The organism is Pseudonocardia sp. HH130629-09, from assembly GCF_001294645.1.
Taxonomy (GTDB): domain Bacteria; phylum Actinomycetota; class Actinomycetes; order Mycobacteriales; family Pseudonocardiaceae; genus Pseudonocardia.
The window spans coordinates 4,605,444-4,621,265 of sequence record NZ_CP011868.1 but is presented as its reverse complement, the minus strand read 5'-3'; the positions used below and the strand labels follow the sequence as shown (position 1 = coordinate 4,621,265).

Sequence of the window (15,822 nt, the reverse complement as noted above, 5' to 3'; positions counted from 1 at the left end):
ACCATGAGTGTGCAGACGTCCAGCGGCACCGGGGCCTTCCGCACCGCCGTCGTCCCGGCGGCGGGTCTGGGCACCCGGTTCCTGCCGACGACCAAGGCCGTGCCGAAGGAGCTGCTCCCCGTCGTCGACACGCCCGGGATCGAGCTCGTCGCCGCGGAGGCCGCCGAGGCCGGCGCACAGCGGCTGCTGGTGGTGACCTCTCCGGACAAGGACTCGGTCGCGGCCTACTTCCGCACCGACGACGAGCTGGTCAAGACCTTGGAGGGCCGGGGCAAGGGCGAGCTGGCCGACAAGGTCCGCCGCGCCCCCGGCCTGCTCGAGGTCGAGTCGGTGTACCAGTACGAGCCGAAGGGCCTCGGCCACGCCGTCGCCCAGGCCGGTCCGGCGCTGGCCGACGATGAGCAGGCCGTCGCCGTCCTCCTGCCCGACGACCTGGTCCTCCCGACCGGGGTCCTCGCCCGGATGGCCCAGGTCCGCGAGGAGCACGGCGGCAGCGTGCTCTGCGCCTTCGACGTGCCGCGCGAGCAGATCTCGGCCTACGGCGTCTTCGAGGTCTCCGACACCGGCGCCGACGACGTGAAGCAGGTCCACGGGATGGTCGAGAAGCCCGCCCCGGACGAGGCGCCGTCGACCCTGGCCGCGGCCGGTCGCTACCTGCTCGACCGCGCGATCTTCGACGCGCTGGACCGGATCACCCCGGGCGCGGGCGGTGAGCTGCAGCTGACCGACGCCGTCGCGCTGCTGATCTCCGAGGGGCACCCGGTGCACGTCGTCGTGCACCGCGGCGGTCGCCACGACCTGGGCAACCCCGCCGGGTACGCGCGGGCCTACGTCGACTTCATGCTGCAGCACCCGGAGTACGGCGAGGATCTGCGGACCTGGCTGAACGAGCGACTGAAGGACTGAGAGTGCGCACGGTCACCGATCACCTGTCCCGGATCCTGGACGTGGCGGTGCGCCCGGCCCCGGTGCGCGTCGCGATCACCGACGCGCAGGGGCTGCGCAGCGCCGAGGAGGTCGTCGCGGCGCGTCCGCTGCCGGTCTTCGACCAGGCGGCGATCGACGGCTACGCGGTGCGCAGCGTCGACGTCGCCGGGGCCAGCGACGCCTCCCCGGTCACCGTGCCGGTGGTGGGCGAGATCGCCGCCGGGTCGCGCCAGCCGCTGAGGCTGCAGCCCGGCCAGGCCGTCCGTGTCGCGGCGGGGGCGCCGCTGCCGACCCTCGCCGACGCCGTCGCCCCGCTGGGGTGGACCGACGGCGGCGCCGCGCGCCTCACGATCCGCCGCGGCGTGCCGTCGGCGGGCTTCGTGCGCCGGGTGGGGGAGGACGTCCAGTCCGGTGACGTCGCCGTCCGCGAGGGTGACGTCGTCGGCTCGGCCCAGGTCGCGATGCTCGCCGCCGCCGGCCGGGACAAGCTGCTCGTGCACCCGCGGCCGCGGGTCTCGGTCGTCTCGGTCGGCGACGAGCTGGTGGAGGTGAGCCGCTCGGCGGCGTCCGGGCAGGTCGCTGACGTCTGTTCGCACGCGGTGGTCGCCGCCGCCCGTGAGGCGGGCGCGGAGACCAACCGGCCCCGCACCGTGGGCGGCAGCGCAGCGGAGATCCGCGGTGCCGTCGAGGACCTGCTGCCGGCGTCGGAGATCGTCGTGGTGTGCGGGGCGGGCGGCGGGACGACCGCGGCCGAGGCCAAGAGCGGGCTGGCCGACCTCGGCGGCATCGACGACACCCGCGTCGCGATGCACCCCGGTTCCGCGCAGGGCTACGGCCGGCTCGGCCCGGACGCGGTGCCGGTGTTCCTGTTCCCGTCACACCCGGCGACGGCGCTGGTGCTGTTCGAGGTGTTCGTCCGGCCGCTGATCCGGCTGGCGCTGGGCCAGGAGCCGCTGCGGCGCACCTGGACCGCGCGGCTGACCTCGCCGATCGTCTCCCCGGCCGGGCGGCGGTCCTACATCCCGGCACGGCTGCTGCGATCCGACGACGACGGCGAGCTGCTCGCCCAGCCGCTCGGCGCGTCGGGTACCCACCTGCTGGCCGTGCTGTCCGAGGTCAACGCCCTGGCGGTAATCGACGAGGACGTCACCGAGATGACCGTCGGTGAGCACGTCGAGCTCGTCCCCCGCGGGCGGAACTGAGCCGAGTGCCGCCGCCCGTCGTCCCCGAACCGCCTGGCGGCCACCCCGGCTGGCCCGCCGTGCTCGGGCCGCTGCGGGTGCGCGGGCACGAGGTGGGGCTGCGCCCGGTCCGGCTGCGCGACGGCGGTGACTGGGCCCGGATCCGGGTGCGGGACGAGCACTTCCTGCGCCCCTGGGAGCCGACGACCTACGGCGGGTGGGCCCGCCGCAACTCCGGTGCGGAGTGGCCCGGCCGGTGGTGGCTGCTGCGCGGGGCCGCCCGGCGTGGGTTGTCGCTGCCGTTCGCGATCACCGTCGACGGGGCGATGGCCGGGCACGTCATGGTCGGCAACGTCGTGCGGGAACCGCTGTTGTCGGGCTACGTCGGCTACTGGCTGGACTCGACGCTGGGCGGGCGGGGGATCACCACCGCGGCGGTCGCGCTCGTCCTGGACCACTGCTTCGGCCCGGTCCGGCTGCACCGCGTCGAGGCCACGGTCCGCCCGGAGAACGCGGCCAGCATCGCCGTGCTCGCCCGGCTCGGGCTGCGCCGCGAGGGACTGCTCCAGCGCTACCTCGACGTCGACGGCGCCTGGCGCGACCACTACGCCTACGCCGTGACCGCCGAGGAGATCCCGCCGGGTGGTTTCGCGGCCCGGTTGGTGCGCCACGGCCGCGCGTCGCGGTCCTGACCCTGAGCAGCCCCCACACCTAGTACGATCACTCACCGGAGTCACACGTGTACCGCACGTCTCTGGTTTCGCACCGTCCGTCCGAGGGACCACGGCGCGTCGCGGCCCGGGTACGGGCACACGCCCGATTACGGTGATCGGTGGTGGCGCGGGTCGGGGCCGTTCCACCGGGTGGACTGCGCCGGTCGGGGAGGAGGCAGCCGTGCCCAGCTCTGTGATCTTCGTGGGTCTGGTCGTGCTCTGGCTGCTGATCCTCGTTCCGACCGTCGCCCGGCGCCAGCAGGAAGTGGCCCGGCTCAGCCCGGCGCTGCTGTCCGGGCGGGTGCTGGAACGTCCCGCGCGGCATCGACACCCGGAGGTTCTTGTGACACAGCGATCCGGTCCGACCACGGTCGGCGAGCTGGCGGAGGCGCGGGACGACGTCCCCGCTCCCCGTGGGCGCTCCGACGAGGCCGACCAGTACGCCTACGACGACGCCGAGGACGTCTACGACGACGCCGAGATCGACGACGACGGCCGGGTCCGCGGTCCCGGGGGGGCCGATCTCGACGACCTCGACGATCGCGATGACGATCTCGACCGCGCCGATCTCGACCACGACCTCGTGGACCACGACGACGCCGGCCTCGACGAGCGGGTCCGGTCGGACCGGGAGCGCGACCCCCGGTCCGACGAGGACCACGCACCCGCCGACCTCGTCGACGCAGACGACGAGCACGGGATCGACGCCGACGGGATCGGCGAGGTCGACGAGGACGGCTGGTCCCGCCCGCCGGCCCGCTACCGCCCCGGCCGCGGGGGCTTCGACCCGGAGGCCGCCGCCGCGGCCGCGCACGCCAAGTACGCATTCCGCCAGCGCGTCGTCCTCGGTCTGCTCGTGCTGCTGCTCGCCGCCGGCGCGGCCGCGCTGCTGGTCTCGACGGTGTTCTGGTGGGTCACCGGCGTCGTCGGCGCCGGCCTGGTCGGCTACCTGACCTACCTGCGTCGCCAGGTCCGCATCGAGGAGGGCATCCGGGCCCGCCGTGCCGCACGCCTGGCCGGCACCCGGCAGTCCCCGGCCGCCGACGACCCCGAGCTCGACGAGTGGGCCCACCGCGGCCGCGAGGCCTCCACCGGGCGGGCCGACGACGAGATCCGCGCGACCGCCGCCCCCGACACCGCGGGCACCGACGAGGACGACGACTGGACCGCCGACGACGGCGAGCCCACCCGCGTCCGCGGCACCGGCGAGCCACTGGGCGTGCTCCCGGCTCGCGGACGCACCGTCGAGGGGCCCGTCGGGACCGAGCACGAGTCGTCGCTCCCGCGCCTCGCCGCTGCCCCGCCGCCGCCCGTCCCGGCCGGGACGTCGCTGGTCGACGTGGACGCCGAGGAGGAGCCCGACGAGTTCGACGCCGGTACCCCCCACCGGCGTGCGGTGGGGGAGTAGGGGTCTGTTAGGGTTCCTCAGGTCAGCCCGCGAGGGCGGGCCTGATATACCTGGGGCTGTAGCGCAGTTGGTAGCGCGTCTCGTTCGCATCGAGAAGGTCAGGGGTTCGATTCCCCTCAGCTCCACCAGAAGGTCGTTGTTCAAACCGCCGATATCACCGGTTTGAGTTCCGGATTCGGCCGTCCGCCGCTGCTGGGGGACGGCGAGGGTCTGGACGTCGCGGTCGAGGAACACGTTGAACGGCACGCCGGGCTTGCTGTGGATGGTGTCGTCGTCGGTGACGATGAGCTTGTCGAAGAAGGCTTGGTTGGCGATCCGGCGTAGTGAGTCGTCGATGCTCATGTAGATGGCGTGCATGTCGCCTGCGAGGGCGAGGCAGTCGTCCAGATGTGCTTTGGCCTGTCCGCACTCGATGTCGCCGGCGTTGATCTGCGCGTCGAGGAACGCGAGCCGCCGCGCGATGCGGGCCTGTGCACGGAACGGTGGTTCCGGCCGACACGGGACTGTTTCAAGATCGGTGTTTTCGGCCCGACACGCCGGGCTGAGGTCCGGCGAGATGGGCACGGACAGTGATGACATCGGACCTTGTGGATCCAAGCGAGGGTGACCCGAAGCCTGCTCGGCAGGCGTCGGCGGAGCGGGCCGCTGCGGCGGCGATGGTGGCCGAGGCGAAGGCGCGCGGGCTGGCGTTGACCGGCCCGGACGGCCTGTTGAAGCTCTTTACCAAGAATGTTCTGGAAACGGCGCTGAACGAGGAGATGACCGAGCACCTCGGGCACGACAAGAACCGGGCCGACCCCGGCCGGGAATCCACCAACGTGCGGAACGGGTCCCGCTCGAAGACGGTTCTCTCGGATGCCGCGGGTGACGTGGAGATCGACGTTCCGAGAGACAGGGCCAGCACTTTCGAGCCGCAGATCGTGAAGAAGCGTCAGCGGCGCCTCACAGATGTCGACGAGGTCGTACTGTCGCTGTATGCGAAAGGGATGACGACCGGGGAGGTTTCCGCACATTTCGCTGACATCTATGGGGCGTCAGTATCGAAGGAGACGGTCTCGCGGATCACCGACAAGGTCGTCGCCGAGATGAATGACTGGGTTGGTCGGCCGTTGGATTCGGTGTACGCCGCGGTGTTCATCGACGCTGTCCACGTCAAGGTCCGGGACGGGCAGGTCGCCAACCGGCCGGTCTACGCAGCCATCGGCGTCACCGTGGACGGCTGCAAGGACGTGCTGGGGCTGTGGATGGGCGTCGGCAGTGAGGGCGCGAAGTTCTGGATGAGCGTGCTGGTCGACCTGAAGAACCGCGGCGTGCGTGACGTGCTGTTCCTGGTCTGCGACGGCCTCAAAGGACTCCCGGAGGTCGTGGCCAACGTGTGGCCGCAAACCATTGTCCAAACCTGCGTCGTGCACCTGATCCGAAACACTTTCCGGCTGGTGGGTCGACAGGACTGGGACGCGGTGAAGCGCGACATCAAACCAATCTATGCCGCGCCCAACCCGAATGCAGCACTTATCGCTATGGATGAGCTCGACGAGAAATGGGGCCGTAAGTACGCGGCGATGATCCGGCTATGGCGCAACGCGTGGGAAGAGTTCGTGCCGTTCTTGGACTACGACGTCGAGATTCGAAGGGTGATCTGCTCTACGAATGCGATCGAATCGCTTAACGCCCGCTACCGGCGCGCGGTGCGGGCGCGTGGTCATTTCCCCACTGAGCAGGCTGCGATGAAATGCTTGTATCTTGTGACTCGCAGCCTGGACCCGACCGGGACGGGCCGCACGAGGTGGACGATGCGTTGGAAGCCCGTGATCAACGCGTTCGCCATCACGTTCGGTGACCGCTGGCCGGGAGCCGAGACCTACTGAGCAACGACGCCGAAACACCGATCACGAGACAGGCCCTGATGACATCGGACTTTGTGGGTTCAGCCAAGGATGAGACGGGTTCATGGCGTCAGCTCTCCCCGGAGCAGGCCGCCGCGGCGGCGATGGTGACCGACGCGTGGGCGCGCGGGCTGGAGCTGACCGGCCCGGACGGGCTGTTGAAGCTGTTCACCAAGAACGTGCTGGAGACCGCGCTCGGCGAAGAGATGACCGAGCACCTCGGCCATGCCAAGAACCGGGCCGACCCGGACCGGGAATCGACGAACAACCGGAACGGTCACCGGTCGAAGACGGTCATCTCCGATGCTGTCGGCGAGGTCGAGATCGAGGTCCCGAGAGACCGCGACCCGACGTTCGAACCGCGGATCGTGCGGAAACGGCAACGGCGGTTGGGGGATGTCGATGAGATCGTGTTGTCGCTGTACGCGAAGGGTGTGACGACCGGGGTGATCTTGGCGCATGTCTCGGAGATCTACGGGGCGTCGGTGTCGAAGGAGACCGTCTCACGGTTCACCGACTCGGTGATCACCGAGATGCAGGACTGGGTGTCGCGGCCACTCGATGCGGTATACGTCGCCGTGTTCGTGGACGCCATCATGGTCAAGGTTCGCGACGGGCAGGTCGCCAACCGATCCGTCTACGCCGCGATCGGCGTCACCGTCGACGGCCGTAAGGACGTGCTGGGCCTGTGGGCCGGCAGTGAGCGTTTGCCAACCTGATCAGACGTTGGTGATCATGAGCGTCTGAACAGCGGCGACGAGGTCGGTGGCGTGGCTGGGGCTGGAGCAGATCTTCCGCAGGATCCGCCAGTTCTTGAGCTCGGCGTTGACCCGTTCACCGGGCCCGCGTTGGCGGGCGTGAGTGGTGTTGACTTCCTTCTGTGCTGCAGACAGGGGCCGGTAGCGGCCGGTGTCGCGGTCCAGGCGTCGCCTGCGCTGCGGGACGACGACGTGTTTGCCGGCGCCTTGGTAGGCGGTGTCGGCGATCGCCTGAACGCCGGCGTCGGCGAGGGCGTCGATGATCCCGTGCTGGCGGGCCGCGGCGATGTCGTGACGGGCACCGGGCAGCGCCGGTGAGATCCACACCAGCCGGCCGGCCGGGTCGGCGATGACCTGCACGTTCACGCCGTGGCACTTGTGCTTGCCGGAGTAGAAGCCGGCGTTGTAGTCCGATCCCATCCCGACCCGGTCGATACGCAGCAGGCTCCCGTCGAGGATCACGAACGCCTTCCCGCGGGCGACCTCGATCGCCTGCTCGAGGCTCGGGGCCAGGTCGGCGAGCAGCGCGATCGCCTCGCGGATGTAGCGGAACGCGGTCGAGGTACCGACGCAGAACCCGCCCGCGAGGTCGGCGTAGGTCTCGTTCTTGCGCAGATGCGCCACCACGAGCAGGGCCTGGCGGCCGGCGGAGAGCTTGCGCCAGCGGGTGCCGAGCTGGTTGCGGTGGCCGCGCAGGGCGTCGGCGAGCTGTTGGATGACGCGGCTGGACACGTTCATCGCGGACGGGTAGGACTGCACGTGAAGCTCCTGGTCAGGCGTGTTGATCTAGTCAATCGCCCGTCTACCAGGAGCTTCACCAATTCACGGACACGCCACGCCGCAGAGCCGCTGACCAGCACAGATCAAGTTGGCAAAGGCTCAGTAGCGGAGAGGGTGCGGAGTTCTGGCTCGGGGTGCTGACCGATCTGCGTAACCGCGGTGTCCGCGATGTGTTCTTCCTGGTCTGCGACGGATCGAAGGGCCTGCCCGAAGTCGTGGAGAACGTGTGGCCGCAGACCATCGTTCAGACATGCATCGTGCACCTGATCAGGAATTCGTTCCGGTTGACCTCGCGGCGCGACACCGATGCGATCGAACGCGGCATTCGCGCGATCTACACCGCACCCACCGCCGACACGGCGCTGGCCGCCCTCGACGACCTCGACGACCTCGACGAGAAATGGGTCGAACCGACCCGGCGATGATCCGGTTGTGGCGCAACGCCTGGCCCGAATTCGTTCCGTTCCTCGACTACCACACTGAGATCCGTGCCGTGTTGTGCTCGACGAACGCGATCGAATCACTCAACGCCCGATACCGCCGAGCGGTACGAGCGCGAGGGCATTTCCCAGCGAGGCGGCCGCGTTGACATGCCTGTATCTTGTGACCCGCGGCCTCGACCCGACCGGGAAGGGGCGTGCACGGTGGACGATCCGCTGGAAGCCGGTGATCAACGCCTTCGCGATCACTTTCAGTGACCGCTGGCCGTCCGCCGAGCACTACTGACCAACAACGCCGGAACCACCGTTCCTGTTACAGACCCGTTCAGGACGCTGGAAATGCGGAGTGACACGACGAGACCCTAGCCCGGATCTTTCGTCGGGCAGTCCTGGCTTGATCGACACCGGTGCTGGCCGGTGTGGCGGGGCCTGATTGTGCCCGTTGGGTGTGACAGTTCGGCCGAGGTCGCTCGGGGCGCCGGGTCCACGGGTCCGGTCGGTTTCCTGGGTCGTCGCGACGGAGGGTTCGTGCTCAGCCGGGAACAGCGAGCGTGCGCAGCCGGGCGAGGCCGTCGCAGAGCAGTTCGGCCCAGGGTGCGTGCGCAGGCAGGTGCAGCACGGTTCGGCGGGCGTGACGGGCTCGCTGGGCGGGCATCGAGAACAGCCGCAGCCGGAGTCGTTTCGGCTCCCAACGGCGTGCCGGGTGCCCGGTGTAGGCGAGCATCTGCGCCCAGGCGGTGACCTCGCAGGCGAGCGCGACCACGGCCTGCCAGATCCGGTTCTGGTCGAGCTCGTGCAGTGGCAGGTTCGTGAGCCCGGTGTCCTTCGCCGCGCGGATGCGGTCCTCGGCGCGGGCGCGGCGGCGGTGTCGCAGCTCGAGGTCGGCGAGTTGGCGGCCGGGGCCGCCGGGGCGGGTGTTGGTGGCGAACGCGGTGTAGCGCAACCCGTCCCGGTCGATGAACCGCAGCTGCGCGCCCGGGTGTGGGCGTTCGCGGCGCACGATCACCCGCATCCCGTCCGGCCAGGTCCCCAGGTTCATCAAGCCGGTGGCCTCGATGACCCACGCGCCCGGGCGGGGCTCACGGTCGGCGTCGAGCGCGGTCTGCCAGTCCGCAGCCGGGAGAGCGGCGAGCTGGTCGACCAGTTCCTGGGTGAGGCTGAACCCGACCGAGTAGGACAGGCGCTGCCCGGTCAGCCAGTCGAGGAGCTCGTGGGAGGCGCCGGCACCGTCGATGCGGATCAGTACCTTCCGCCCGGGACGGTTGCCGGGTTTGTGGTCGGGGAGCTGGCGCAGGGCGGCGCGGATGACGGTGACGTGATCGGCGGCGGTGTTCGACCCCGCATTGCCCGGCCGCAGCAGCGCCGCGAGAGGCTCTCCGGTTCCGGCCGCGCCGTGGTCGCAGAACGCCCACAACGGATGGTGGCCGAAGCCCTTCTTGAACGTCGGTGCGGCGCCCTGCTTGTCGGAGTGGGCGGTGACCAGGGTGGCGTCCACGTCGATGACCAGCGGTTTCGCTGCGTTCGTCTGGTGGTCGGGGGCTGCGGGCCCGGCCAGTGCCCACGCCTTCGCCCGTGCTGCGGCGCGGGCGGTGTCGATCGCGGCCAACGCCGCGGCACCGTCGGCGGCGAGGCGGTCGACCGTGCGTGAGACCGTCGGGTCCGACGCCACCAGACCGAACAGGGTGGGCTCGGCACGCAGCAGGGCGATGTCGGACAGGCAGTCCCCGCCCGCGGCGAGGGTGAGCGCGAGGTCGAGCAGAACCTTCGCCGGGTCGTGCACCGCCAGCCGCGGCCGCCACGGCTCCAGCCCAACCGACAGGGCTCGGTCCAGGCCGACCTTGGCGATGGTCTCGGTCAGCAGCCGCGTCCCGGCGTGAGACACCACCGTCGTCGCAGCCGTGTCGATGTCCGGGCACGGGTAGAACCCGATAGCCTTCTTCACCTGGAGGGTGCTCCTGCCTGCGCGACGATAAGGACTTCAGCAATCCCCATCTTCGCTGGTCAGTGGCACCCTCCAGCCCACTGACACGCCCTACTCGGCGAACCGCGATGAAAGCCCCAGGCTAGCCCGGATCTTTCGTCGGGCAGTCCCGGCTTGATCGACACCGGTGCTCGTCGGTGTGGTGGCGCTGATTCTGCCTGGCGGGTGTGACAGTTCAGCCGAGGTCGCTCGGGTGGGCGCCGGTTTCCACTGGTCCGGTCGGGGTCCTGGGTCGTCGTGACGGCGGGGTCGGGCTCAGCCGGGGACGGCGAGTGCGCGCAGCCGGGCGAGGCCTTCGCAGAGCAGCCTGGCCCAGGGTGCGTGGGCGGGCAGGTGCAGGACGGTTCGGCGGGCGTGCCGGGCTCGCTGTGCGGGCTGGGAGAACAGCCGCAGCCGGAGTCGTTTCGGTTCCCAGCGCCGCGCCGGGTGGTCGGTGTAGGCGAGCATCTGCGCCCAGGCGGTGATCTCGCAGGCGAGCGCGACAACGGCCTGCCAGATCCGGTTCTGGTCGAGCTCGTGCAAGGGCAGGTTGGTCAGCCCGGTGTCCTTCGCCGCCCGGATGCGGTCCTCGGCGCGGGCCCGGCGGCGGTGTCGTAGCTCGAGGTCGGCGAGTTGGCGGCCCGCTCCACCGGGGTGTGTGTTGGTGGCGAATGCAGTGTAGCGCAACCCGTCCGGGTCGGTGATCCGTAGCTGCGCGCCGGGGTGCGGGCGCTCGCGGCGGACGATCACCCGCATCCCTTTCGGCCAGGAGGTCAAGTTCATCAGGCCGGTCGCCTCGATGACCCAGGCTCCGGGACGGGGCTCGCGGTCGGCATCGAGCGCGGTCTGCCAGTCCGTGGCCGGGAGCGCGGCGAGCTGGTCGACCAGAGCCTGGGACAGCCCGAAGCCGACTGAATAGGACAGACGCTGCCCGGCCAGCCAGTCGAGGAGCTCATGCGAGGCACCTGCGCCGTCGACCCGGATCAGAACTTTGCGGCCGGGACGGTTGCCCGGGCGGTGGTCGGGGAGCTGGCGCAGCGCCGCCCGGATGACGGTGACGTGGTCGGTGGCGGTGTTCGACCCGGCGTTCCCGGGGCGTAGCAGCGCCGCGAGAGGCTCACCGGTCCCGGCCGCGCCGTGGTCGCAGAACGCCCACAACGGATGGTGCCCGAAGCCCTTCTTGAACGTCGGTGCGGCGCCCTGCTTGTCCGAGTGGGCGGTGATCAGGGTGGCATCCACGTCGATGACCAGCGGGTTCGCCGCGTCCGTCTGGTGGTCGGGAGCGGCGGAACCGGCCAGCGCCCACACCTTCGCCCGAGCCGTGGCGCGGGCGGCATCGATCGCCGCCAACACCGCGGTCGAGTCGGCGGCGAGGCGATCTACCGTGCGGGAGACCGTCGGGTCTGAGGCCACCGGACCGAACAGAGCGGGCTCCGCACGCAACAGCGCGATGTCGGACAGGCAGTCCCCGCCGGCGGCCAGCGTCAACGCGAGATCGAGCAGGACCTTCGCCGGGTCGTGCACCGCCAACCGCGGCCGCCACGGTTCCAACGCCTGCGACAGAGCGTGGTCGAGCCCGACCTTGCCGATGGTCTCGGTCAGCAGCCTCGTCCCGGCATGCGACACCACCGCTGTCGCGGCCGTGTCGATGTCCGGGCACGAGTAGAACCCGATAGCCTTCTTCACCTGGAGGGTGCTCCTGATTCGCGCGGATACGGGACCTCAGCAATCCCCATCCTTGCTGGTCAGTGGCACCCTCCAGCCTTCTGACACGCCCCGCTCGGCGAACCGCGATGAAAGCCCCGGGCTAGCTGTTCGTGACCGGCCCCCGTCCTGATCGGACGACGACATCGGTGATGCCGACCCGGCCGTCGCGCACCAGGACGCGGTGGCGCTCACGAGTCGGGGCGGTCTCCCGGTCGGCCACCCGCGAATCGCGTCCTGTCCGTGGCAGCTCGCCTGGTGGTCATCGTCCGGTCGCCGCGGCGCGTTCGCGGTTGGCACGGATCTCGTCGTGGTGGTCGGCAGCCCAGCCGATCAGCGACGTGACGATCTCGTGGAGCCGTGCCCCAGCGGGGCGAGGGCGTACTCGACGCGCGGGGGGACCTCGGCGTAGGCGGTGCGGGTGATCAGGCCGTCCTGGTGGAGCTGGCGCAGGGTGAGGGTGAGCATGCGCTGGGAGACCGGCCGGCGACCCGCGGCGCGCACTGTTCGACGCGCTCGGCTCCGCGACGCAGGAGCACTCCGGGGACGTCAGCGAGGAGCGGCTGGACCTGCTCGACCGCGACGTGCTGTTCGTCAACGGCGCGACCGAGCAGCCGATGACGGCGTCGGTGCCGTTCGCCCGACTCGACGTCGTCCGTGAGGGCCGGACGCTGTACACGACGTTCTCCGACCCGCTGGGCGGCGCGTTGTCCTACGGCGGCCCGGACGCGTTGCTGTACGCGATCGACCAGCTGGAGCCGCAGCTCGCCGCCGCGACGACCCGCTGACCGCTCAGGCGGTGTGGGTGAGCGTGGCGGCCACCCCGGTCGCCCCGGCCAGCACAAGCACCTCCACCGCGGCCCACACCAGCACCGGGAGCCGCCCTGCCCGCAGCCGGGACCGGGTGACGCCGCCGAGTGCGGCGGCGACCGCGAGCAGCACGACCTTGGTGGCGACGACAGCGCCGTAGGCGGTCGTGACCAGCTCGACGGGTGCGGAGAGCCGTGCGGTGGCGGCGAGGGCCCCGGACACCCCCAACGCCACCACGGCGCCGAGCGCGAGCCGGGAGAACCGCGGCAGCGCGACCGCGAGCACGTCCGCGTCGCGGGCGGTGACCAGCACTGCGCCCAGCCCGCCGAGCCACAGCAGCGCCGCCGCGACGTGCACGACGACCGCGGGCACCGCGAGCCAGGCGACCGTGGACGCCGCGGTGTGCCCGGTCGCCGCCGGGGCCGCCGCCGCGACGACGACCAGCACCAGCGCGAGCGCGGCGGGCCCCGGGCCGGTGCCCGGCCGCGCGGGCCGCGACCCGGCGACCCCGGCCAACGCCAGCGCCGCGGCCACCGCGACGAGCTGACCGGCCCCGGCGCGAGGCCCGGTCAGGAAAGCCAGCACGTCCGGTACGCGGACCTCGGCGAGCCTCCGACCGGACACCAGCGCGCCGCGGACGAACGTCTCCGCCACCAGCACGGCCGACCACAGCGGGGCGGCGGCGCTCAGCACCCGGTCCGCGCCCGGCGTCCGGCCGGGGGCGAGCAGCACGGCCAGCGCCGCCCCCGCCGCGACGACCGCGAGGAGGTCGGCCGCGGCCCGCGCCAGGGTCTGCGCGAGGTCCGCGGCGACCCCGTCCGGCCCGATCCCGCCGGTGACCACGGCGACGACGACCGCGGCCCCGAGCAGCACGGCACCCCACCCGGCGACGGCCGGAGTGGGCTCGCGCACCCGGCCGCCCGGTGTCCCGGCGCCACCGTCGCCCGGCACATCGTCGCCCGGTACGGCGTCGGCCGGGATGCCGTCGCCGGGGACGGGACCGGCGATGGTCAGCCCCGCGACCGGCGCAGCGCGAACGCTGTCCCGGCCCCGATCACCACGACGGCCGCCACGCCCCACGGCCAGACCGGCGGGCCGCCGTCGTCGGCCGCGGTGGGGACGGTCTGCGGCGCGGCCTCGGGTTCGGCGGCGGTCGCAGCCGCGGAGGTGTGCCCCGGGGTCGCGGCGGCCGCGCCCGGCCCGGGGGAGGTGAGGGTGAACGGCACCGTGCCCGAGACGGGGTGGCCGTCGTCGGAGACCACCCGGTAGGTGATCGTGTAGCCGCCGGCCGCACCGAGCGGGCGCAGCGGCACGGTGAGGGTGGCGCCGTCGCCGGTGGCGGGCCCCGCCGCGTAGTCGGTGCCACCGGGGCCGGTCACCGCGACGGTGGCGTCGGCGGCCGCGATCTCCTCGGAGAAGGTCAGCGACACCGACGTCGGCGAGGTGCCGACCTGCGCGTTCGCGGCGGGACTGCTGGACTCGAGCTCGGTGTGCGCCCAGGCCGGCGCGGCCCCGACGACGAGGGCGAGCAGCACGGCGGGGAGGGCGACCGCGAGGCGGCGGAGAACGGGGCTCACGCCCCGGTCGGTCGTCGTACCGGTCGCGACGGTTCCCGATGTCACCCGAACGGAGCAGCAGCGGTCAGCGCCAGGACGGCAGCCACAGCTCGGCCTGCCAGTGCGCCGCGGTGATCGGGTCGCCGACCAGGATCGGCCACAGCCACACGAAGTTGACCCCGATCAGCGCCACCCACGTCGCGACGACGAGCAGCCCGTTGCGGCGTCGGCGCGCGCTCATCCGGGAGTGGCCCAGCATCTGTCCCATCGCCAGCACGACGCCCAGAACCAGGAACGGCACCACCGGCATCATGTAGAAGAAGTACATCTGCCGGTCGATGTTGAAGAACCACGGGACGAACCCGGCGCCGTAGCCGACGAGCACCGCGGCCCACCGCCAGTCGACCCGGGTCACCGCCCGCCACAGCCCCCAGAGCAGCACCGGGATCGCCGGCCACCACAGCGCGGGGGTGCCGATCAGCATCACCGCGGAGACGCAGTCGGTCTCCCCGCAGCCGGTCGCGTCGTCGGCGTAGCGGTAGAGCATCGGCCGCAGCCCCATCGGCCAGGTCCAGGGCTTGGACTCCCACGGGTGCGCCCCGGCGGACTGGGTCGTCAGGTTCTCGTGGAAGGCGAGGACCTGACCGTGGTAGTACCAGAGCGACCGCAGGGCGTCGGGCACCCAGGCGAACGCCCCGCCGGTGCCGATCTCCCGGCCGACCTCATGGCGGTCGATGCCGGTCTCGCTGCCGAACCACGCCCACCAGGACCCGAGGTAGGTCAGCGCCGGGATCAGGACGAGCGCCCACAGCGCGGGGGCGACGTCGCGCACCATCGTCCCCACCCACGGCCGGGCGACCCCGGCGCGGCGGCGCACCGAGACGTCCCACAGCACGCACAGGAGCCCGAACGCGGCGACGTAGTAGGCGCCGTTCCACTTCACCGCGCACGCCAGGCCGAGGGAGACGCCCGCGGCCACCCGCCACCAGCGCACACCCCAGCGCGGGCCCCACACGGTGTCGCCGACCCGCCCCTGCGCGACGACGCGTGCCATCCTGCCGCGGACGTCGTCGCGGTCGGCGAGCAGTGCGGCGAACGCGGCCACCACGAACAGCGCGGAGAAGACGTCGAGCATCCCCATCCGCGACTGCACGTGCGACAGCCCGTCGGCGCACAGCAGCAGCCCGGCCAGCCCGCCCAGCGCCGTCGAGCGGGTGAGGCGCCGTCCGGCCCGGACGACGAGCAGCACGGTGAGCACCCCGGCCAGCGCGGCCGAGGCCCGCCAGCCGACGCCGTCGTAGCCGAAGACCATCTGGCCCAGCGCGATCAGCTGTTTCGCCAGCGGCGGGTGGACGATCTTCTCGTAGCCGGGGTTGCTCTCCACCCCGCCGTTGCGGACCATGTCCCAGGCCTGCGGGACGTAGTGCTTCTCGTCGAAGACGGGCGTTCCGCGGTCGGTGGGCTCACCCAGGTCGTAGAAGCGCAGCAGCGCCGCGACCAGCACCACCCCCGCGGTGACCAGCCAGCCCCGCAGCCGGTCCGACGGTGGCGGGGCGCCGAGCCGCGCCACCGGGCCGGGATCGGCGCGGCGCAGCGGTGGCGGGGTGCCGCGCGGGGTCAGACCGGGTTCGGGTGCCGCTCCGGCGACCCGGCTCCCGGCATCGGCGCTCGTGGTGGCCATCGCGTCCGATCGTAGGCT

General features: G+C 71.9%; 13 protein-coding genes, 1 tRNA gene and 2 pseudogenes. 9 read left to right on the top strand and 7 right to left on the bottom strand.

Annotated elements, in window-relative coordinates:
- Window positions 1–3: 3 nt before the first annotated feature.
- From XF36_RS21380 to XF36_RS21350, 7 genes and pseudogenes are all read left to right on the top strand, one after another.
- Entirely contained in the window at window positions 4–906 is a 903-nt protein-coding gene (locus XF36_RS21380; protein WP_060713336.1) for a UTP--glucose-1-phosphate uridylyltransferase, read from the top strand.
- 2 nt (window positions 907–908) lie between these two features.
- Window positions 909–2,129, top strand: a complete 1,221-nt coding sequence (gene glp, locus XF36_RS21375; protein WP_082375558.1) for a gephyrin-like molybdotransferase Glp — start codon at window positions 909–911, stop codon at window positions 2,127–2,129.
- Window positions 2,130–2,134: 5 nt separating this feature from the next.
- Window positions 2,135–2,800 (top strand): GNAT family N-acetyltransferase, encoded by a 666-nt coding sequence (locus tag XF36_RS21370; protein WP_060713334.1) that lies wholly within the window; start codon window positions 2,135–2,137, stop codon window positions 2,798–2,800.
- Window positions 2,801–3,002: 202 nt separating this feature from the next.
- Window positions 3,003–4,229 carry a gephyrin-like molybdotransferase receptor GlpR gene (gene glpR / locus XF36_RS35295; RefSeq protein WP_145981444.1) on the top strand — a complete coding sequence of 409 codons (1,227 nt, stop codon included), beginning with the start codon at window positions 3,003–3,005 and terminating at the stop codon, window positions 4,227–4,229.
- Between the two features lie 52 nt (window positions 4,230–4,281).
- Window positions 4,282–4,357 (top strand) — tRNA-Ala (locus XF36_RS21360).
- 528 nt (window positions 4,358–4,885) lie between these two features.
- Window positions 4,886–6,097, top strand: coding sequence for an IS256 family transposase (locus XF36_RS21355; RefSeq protein WP_238589343.1), 1,212 nt, complete (start codon window positions 4,886–4,888; stop codon window positions 6,095–6,097).
- A gap of 122 nt (window positions 6,098–6,219) precedes the next feature.
- A pseudogene (locus XF36_RS21350) lies at window positions 6,220–6,813 on the top strand (IS256 family transposase); the annotation flags it as partial.
- Between the two features lie 21 nt (window positions 6,814–6,834).
- On the opposite strand, the gene XF36_RS21345 reads toward XF36_RS21350, so the two are convergent.
- Window positions 6,835–7,632 (bottom strand): transposase family protein, encoded by a 798-nt coding sequence (locus tag XF36_RS21345; protein ID WP_145981407.1) that lies wholly within the window; start codon window positions 7,630–7,632, stop codon window positions 6,835–6,837.
- 122 nt (window positions 7,633–7,754) lie between these two features.
- Here XF36_RS21345 and XF36_RS30720 point away from each other — a divergent pair.
- Window positions 7,755–8,379 (top strand): annotated as a pseudogene (locus XF36_RS30720) (IS256 family transposase); the annotation flags it as partial.
- A 246-nt stretch (window positions 8,380–8,625) separates the two neighbouring features.
- Here XF36_RS30720 and XF36_RS21330 read toward each other — a convergent pair.
- From XF36_RS21330 to XF36_RS33425, 3 genes are all read right to left on the bottom strand, one after another.
- Window positions 8,626–10,035, bottom strand: coding sequence for an IS1380 family transposase (locus tag XF36_RS21330; RefSeq protein WP_060711311.1), 1,410 nt, complete (start codon window positions 10,033–10,035; stop codon window positions 8,626–8,628).
- Window positions 10,036–10,329: 294 nt separating this feature from the next.
- Complete coding sequence (locus XF36_RS21325; RefSeq protein ID WP_060713329.1) at window positions 10,330–11,739, bottom strand: IS1380 family transposase; 1,410 nt, start codon at window positions 11,737–11,739, stop codon at window positions 10,330–10,332.
- 351 nt (window positions 11,740–12,090) lie between these two features.
- Complete coding sequence (locus XF36_RS33425) at window positions 12,091–12,225, bottom strand: winged helix-turn-helix transcriptional regulator (RefSeq protein WP_202968426.1); 135 nt, start codon at window positions 12,223–12,225, stop codon at window positions 12,091–12,093.
- Window positions 12,226–12,341: 116 nt separating this feature from the next.
- Between XF36_RS33425 and XF36_RS21315 the strand changes: the two genes are divergently transcribed.
- Complete coding sequence (locus tag XF36_RS21315) at window positions 12,342–12,545, top strand: hypothetical protein (protein ID WP_060713328.1); 204 nt, start codon at window positions 12,342–12,344, stop codon at window positions 12,543–12,545.
- Between the two features lie 4 nt (window positions 12,546–12,549).
- Here the strand turns inward: XF36_RS21315 and XF36_RS21310 are convergent, their stop codons facing one another.
- The 3 genes from XF36_RS21310 to XF36_RS21300 all read right to left on the bottom strand — a co-directional run bounded on the left by XF36_RS21310 (window position 12,550) and on the right by XF36_RS21300 (window position 15,804).
- On the bottom strand, window positions 12,550–13,518 hold the full coding sequence (locus tag XF36_RS21310; protein WP_060713327.1) for a CopD family protein: 969 nt from the start codon (window positions 13,516–13,518) through the stop codon (window positions 12,550–12,552).
- Window positions 13,519–13,577: 59 nt separating this feature from the next.
- Entirely contained in the window at window positions 13,578–14,144 is a 567-nt protein-coding gene (locus XF36_RS21305) for a copper resistance CopC family protein (RefSeq protein WP_060713326.1), read from the bottom strand.
- A gap of 64 nt (window positions 14,145–14,208) precedes the next feature.
- Window positions 14,209–15,804 (bottom strand): dolichyl-phosphate-mannose--protein mannosyltransferase, encoded by a 1,596-nt coding sequence (locus XF36_RS21300; protein ID WP_060713325.1) that lies wholly within the window; start codon window positions 15,802–15,804, stop codon window positions 14,209–14,211.
- Window positions 15,805–15,822 lie beyond the last annotated feature (18 nt).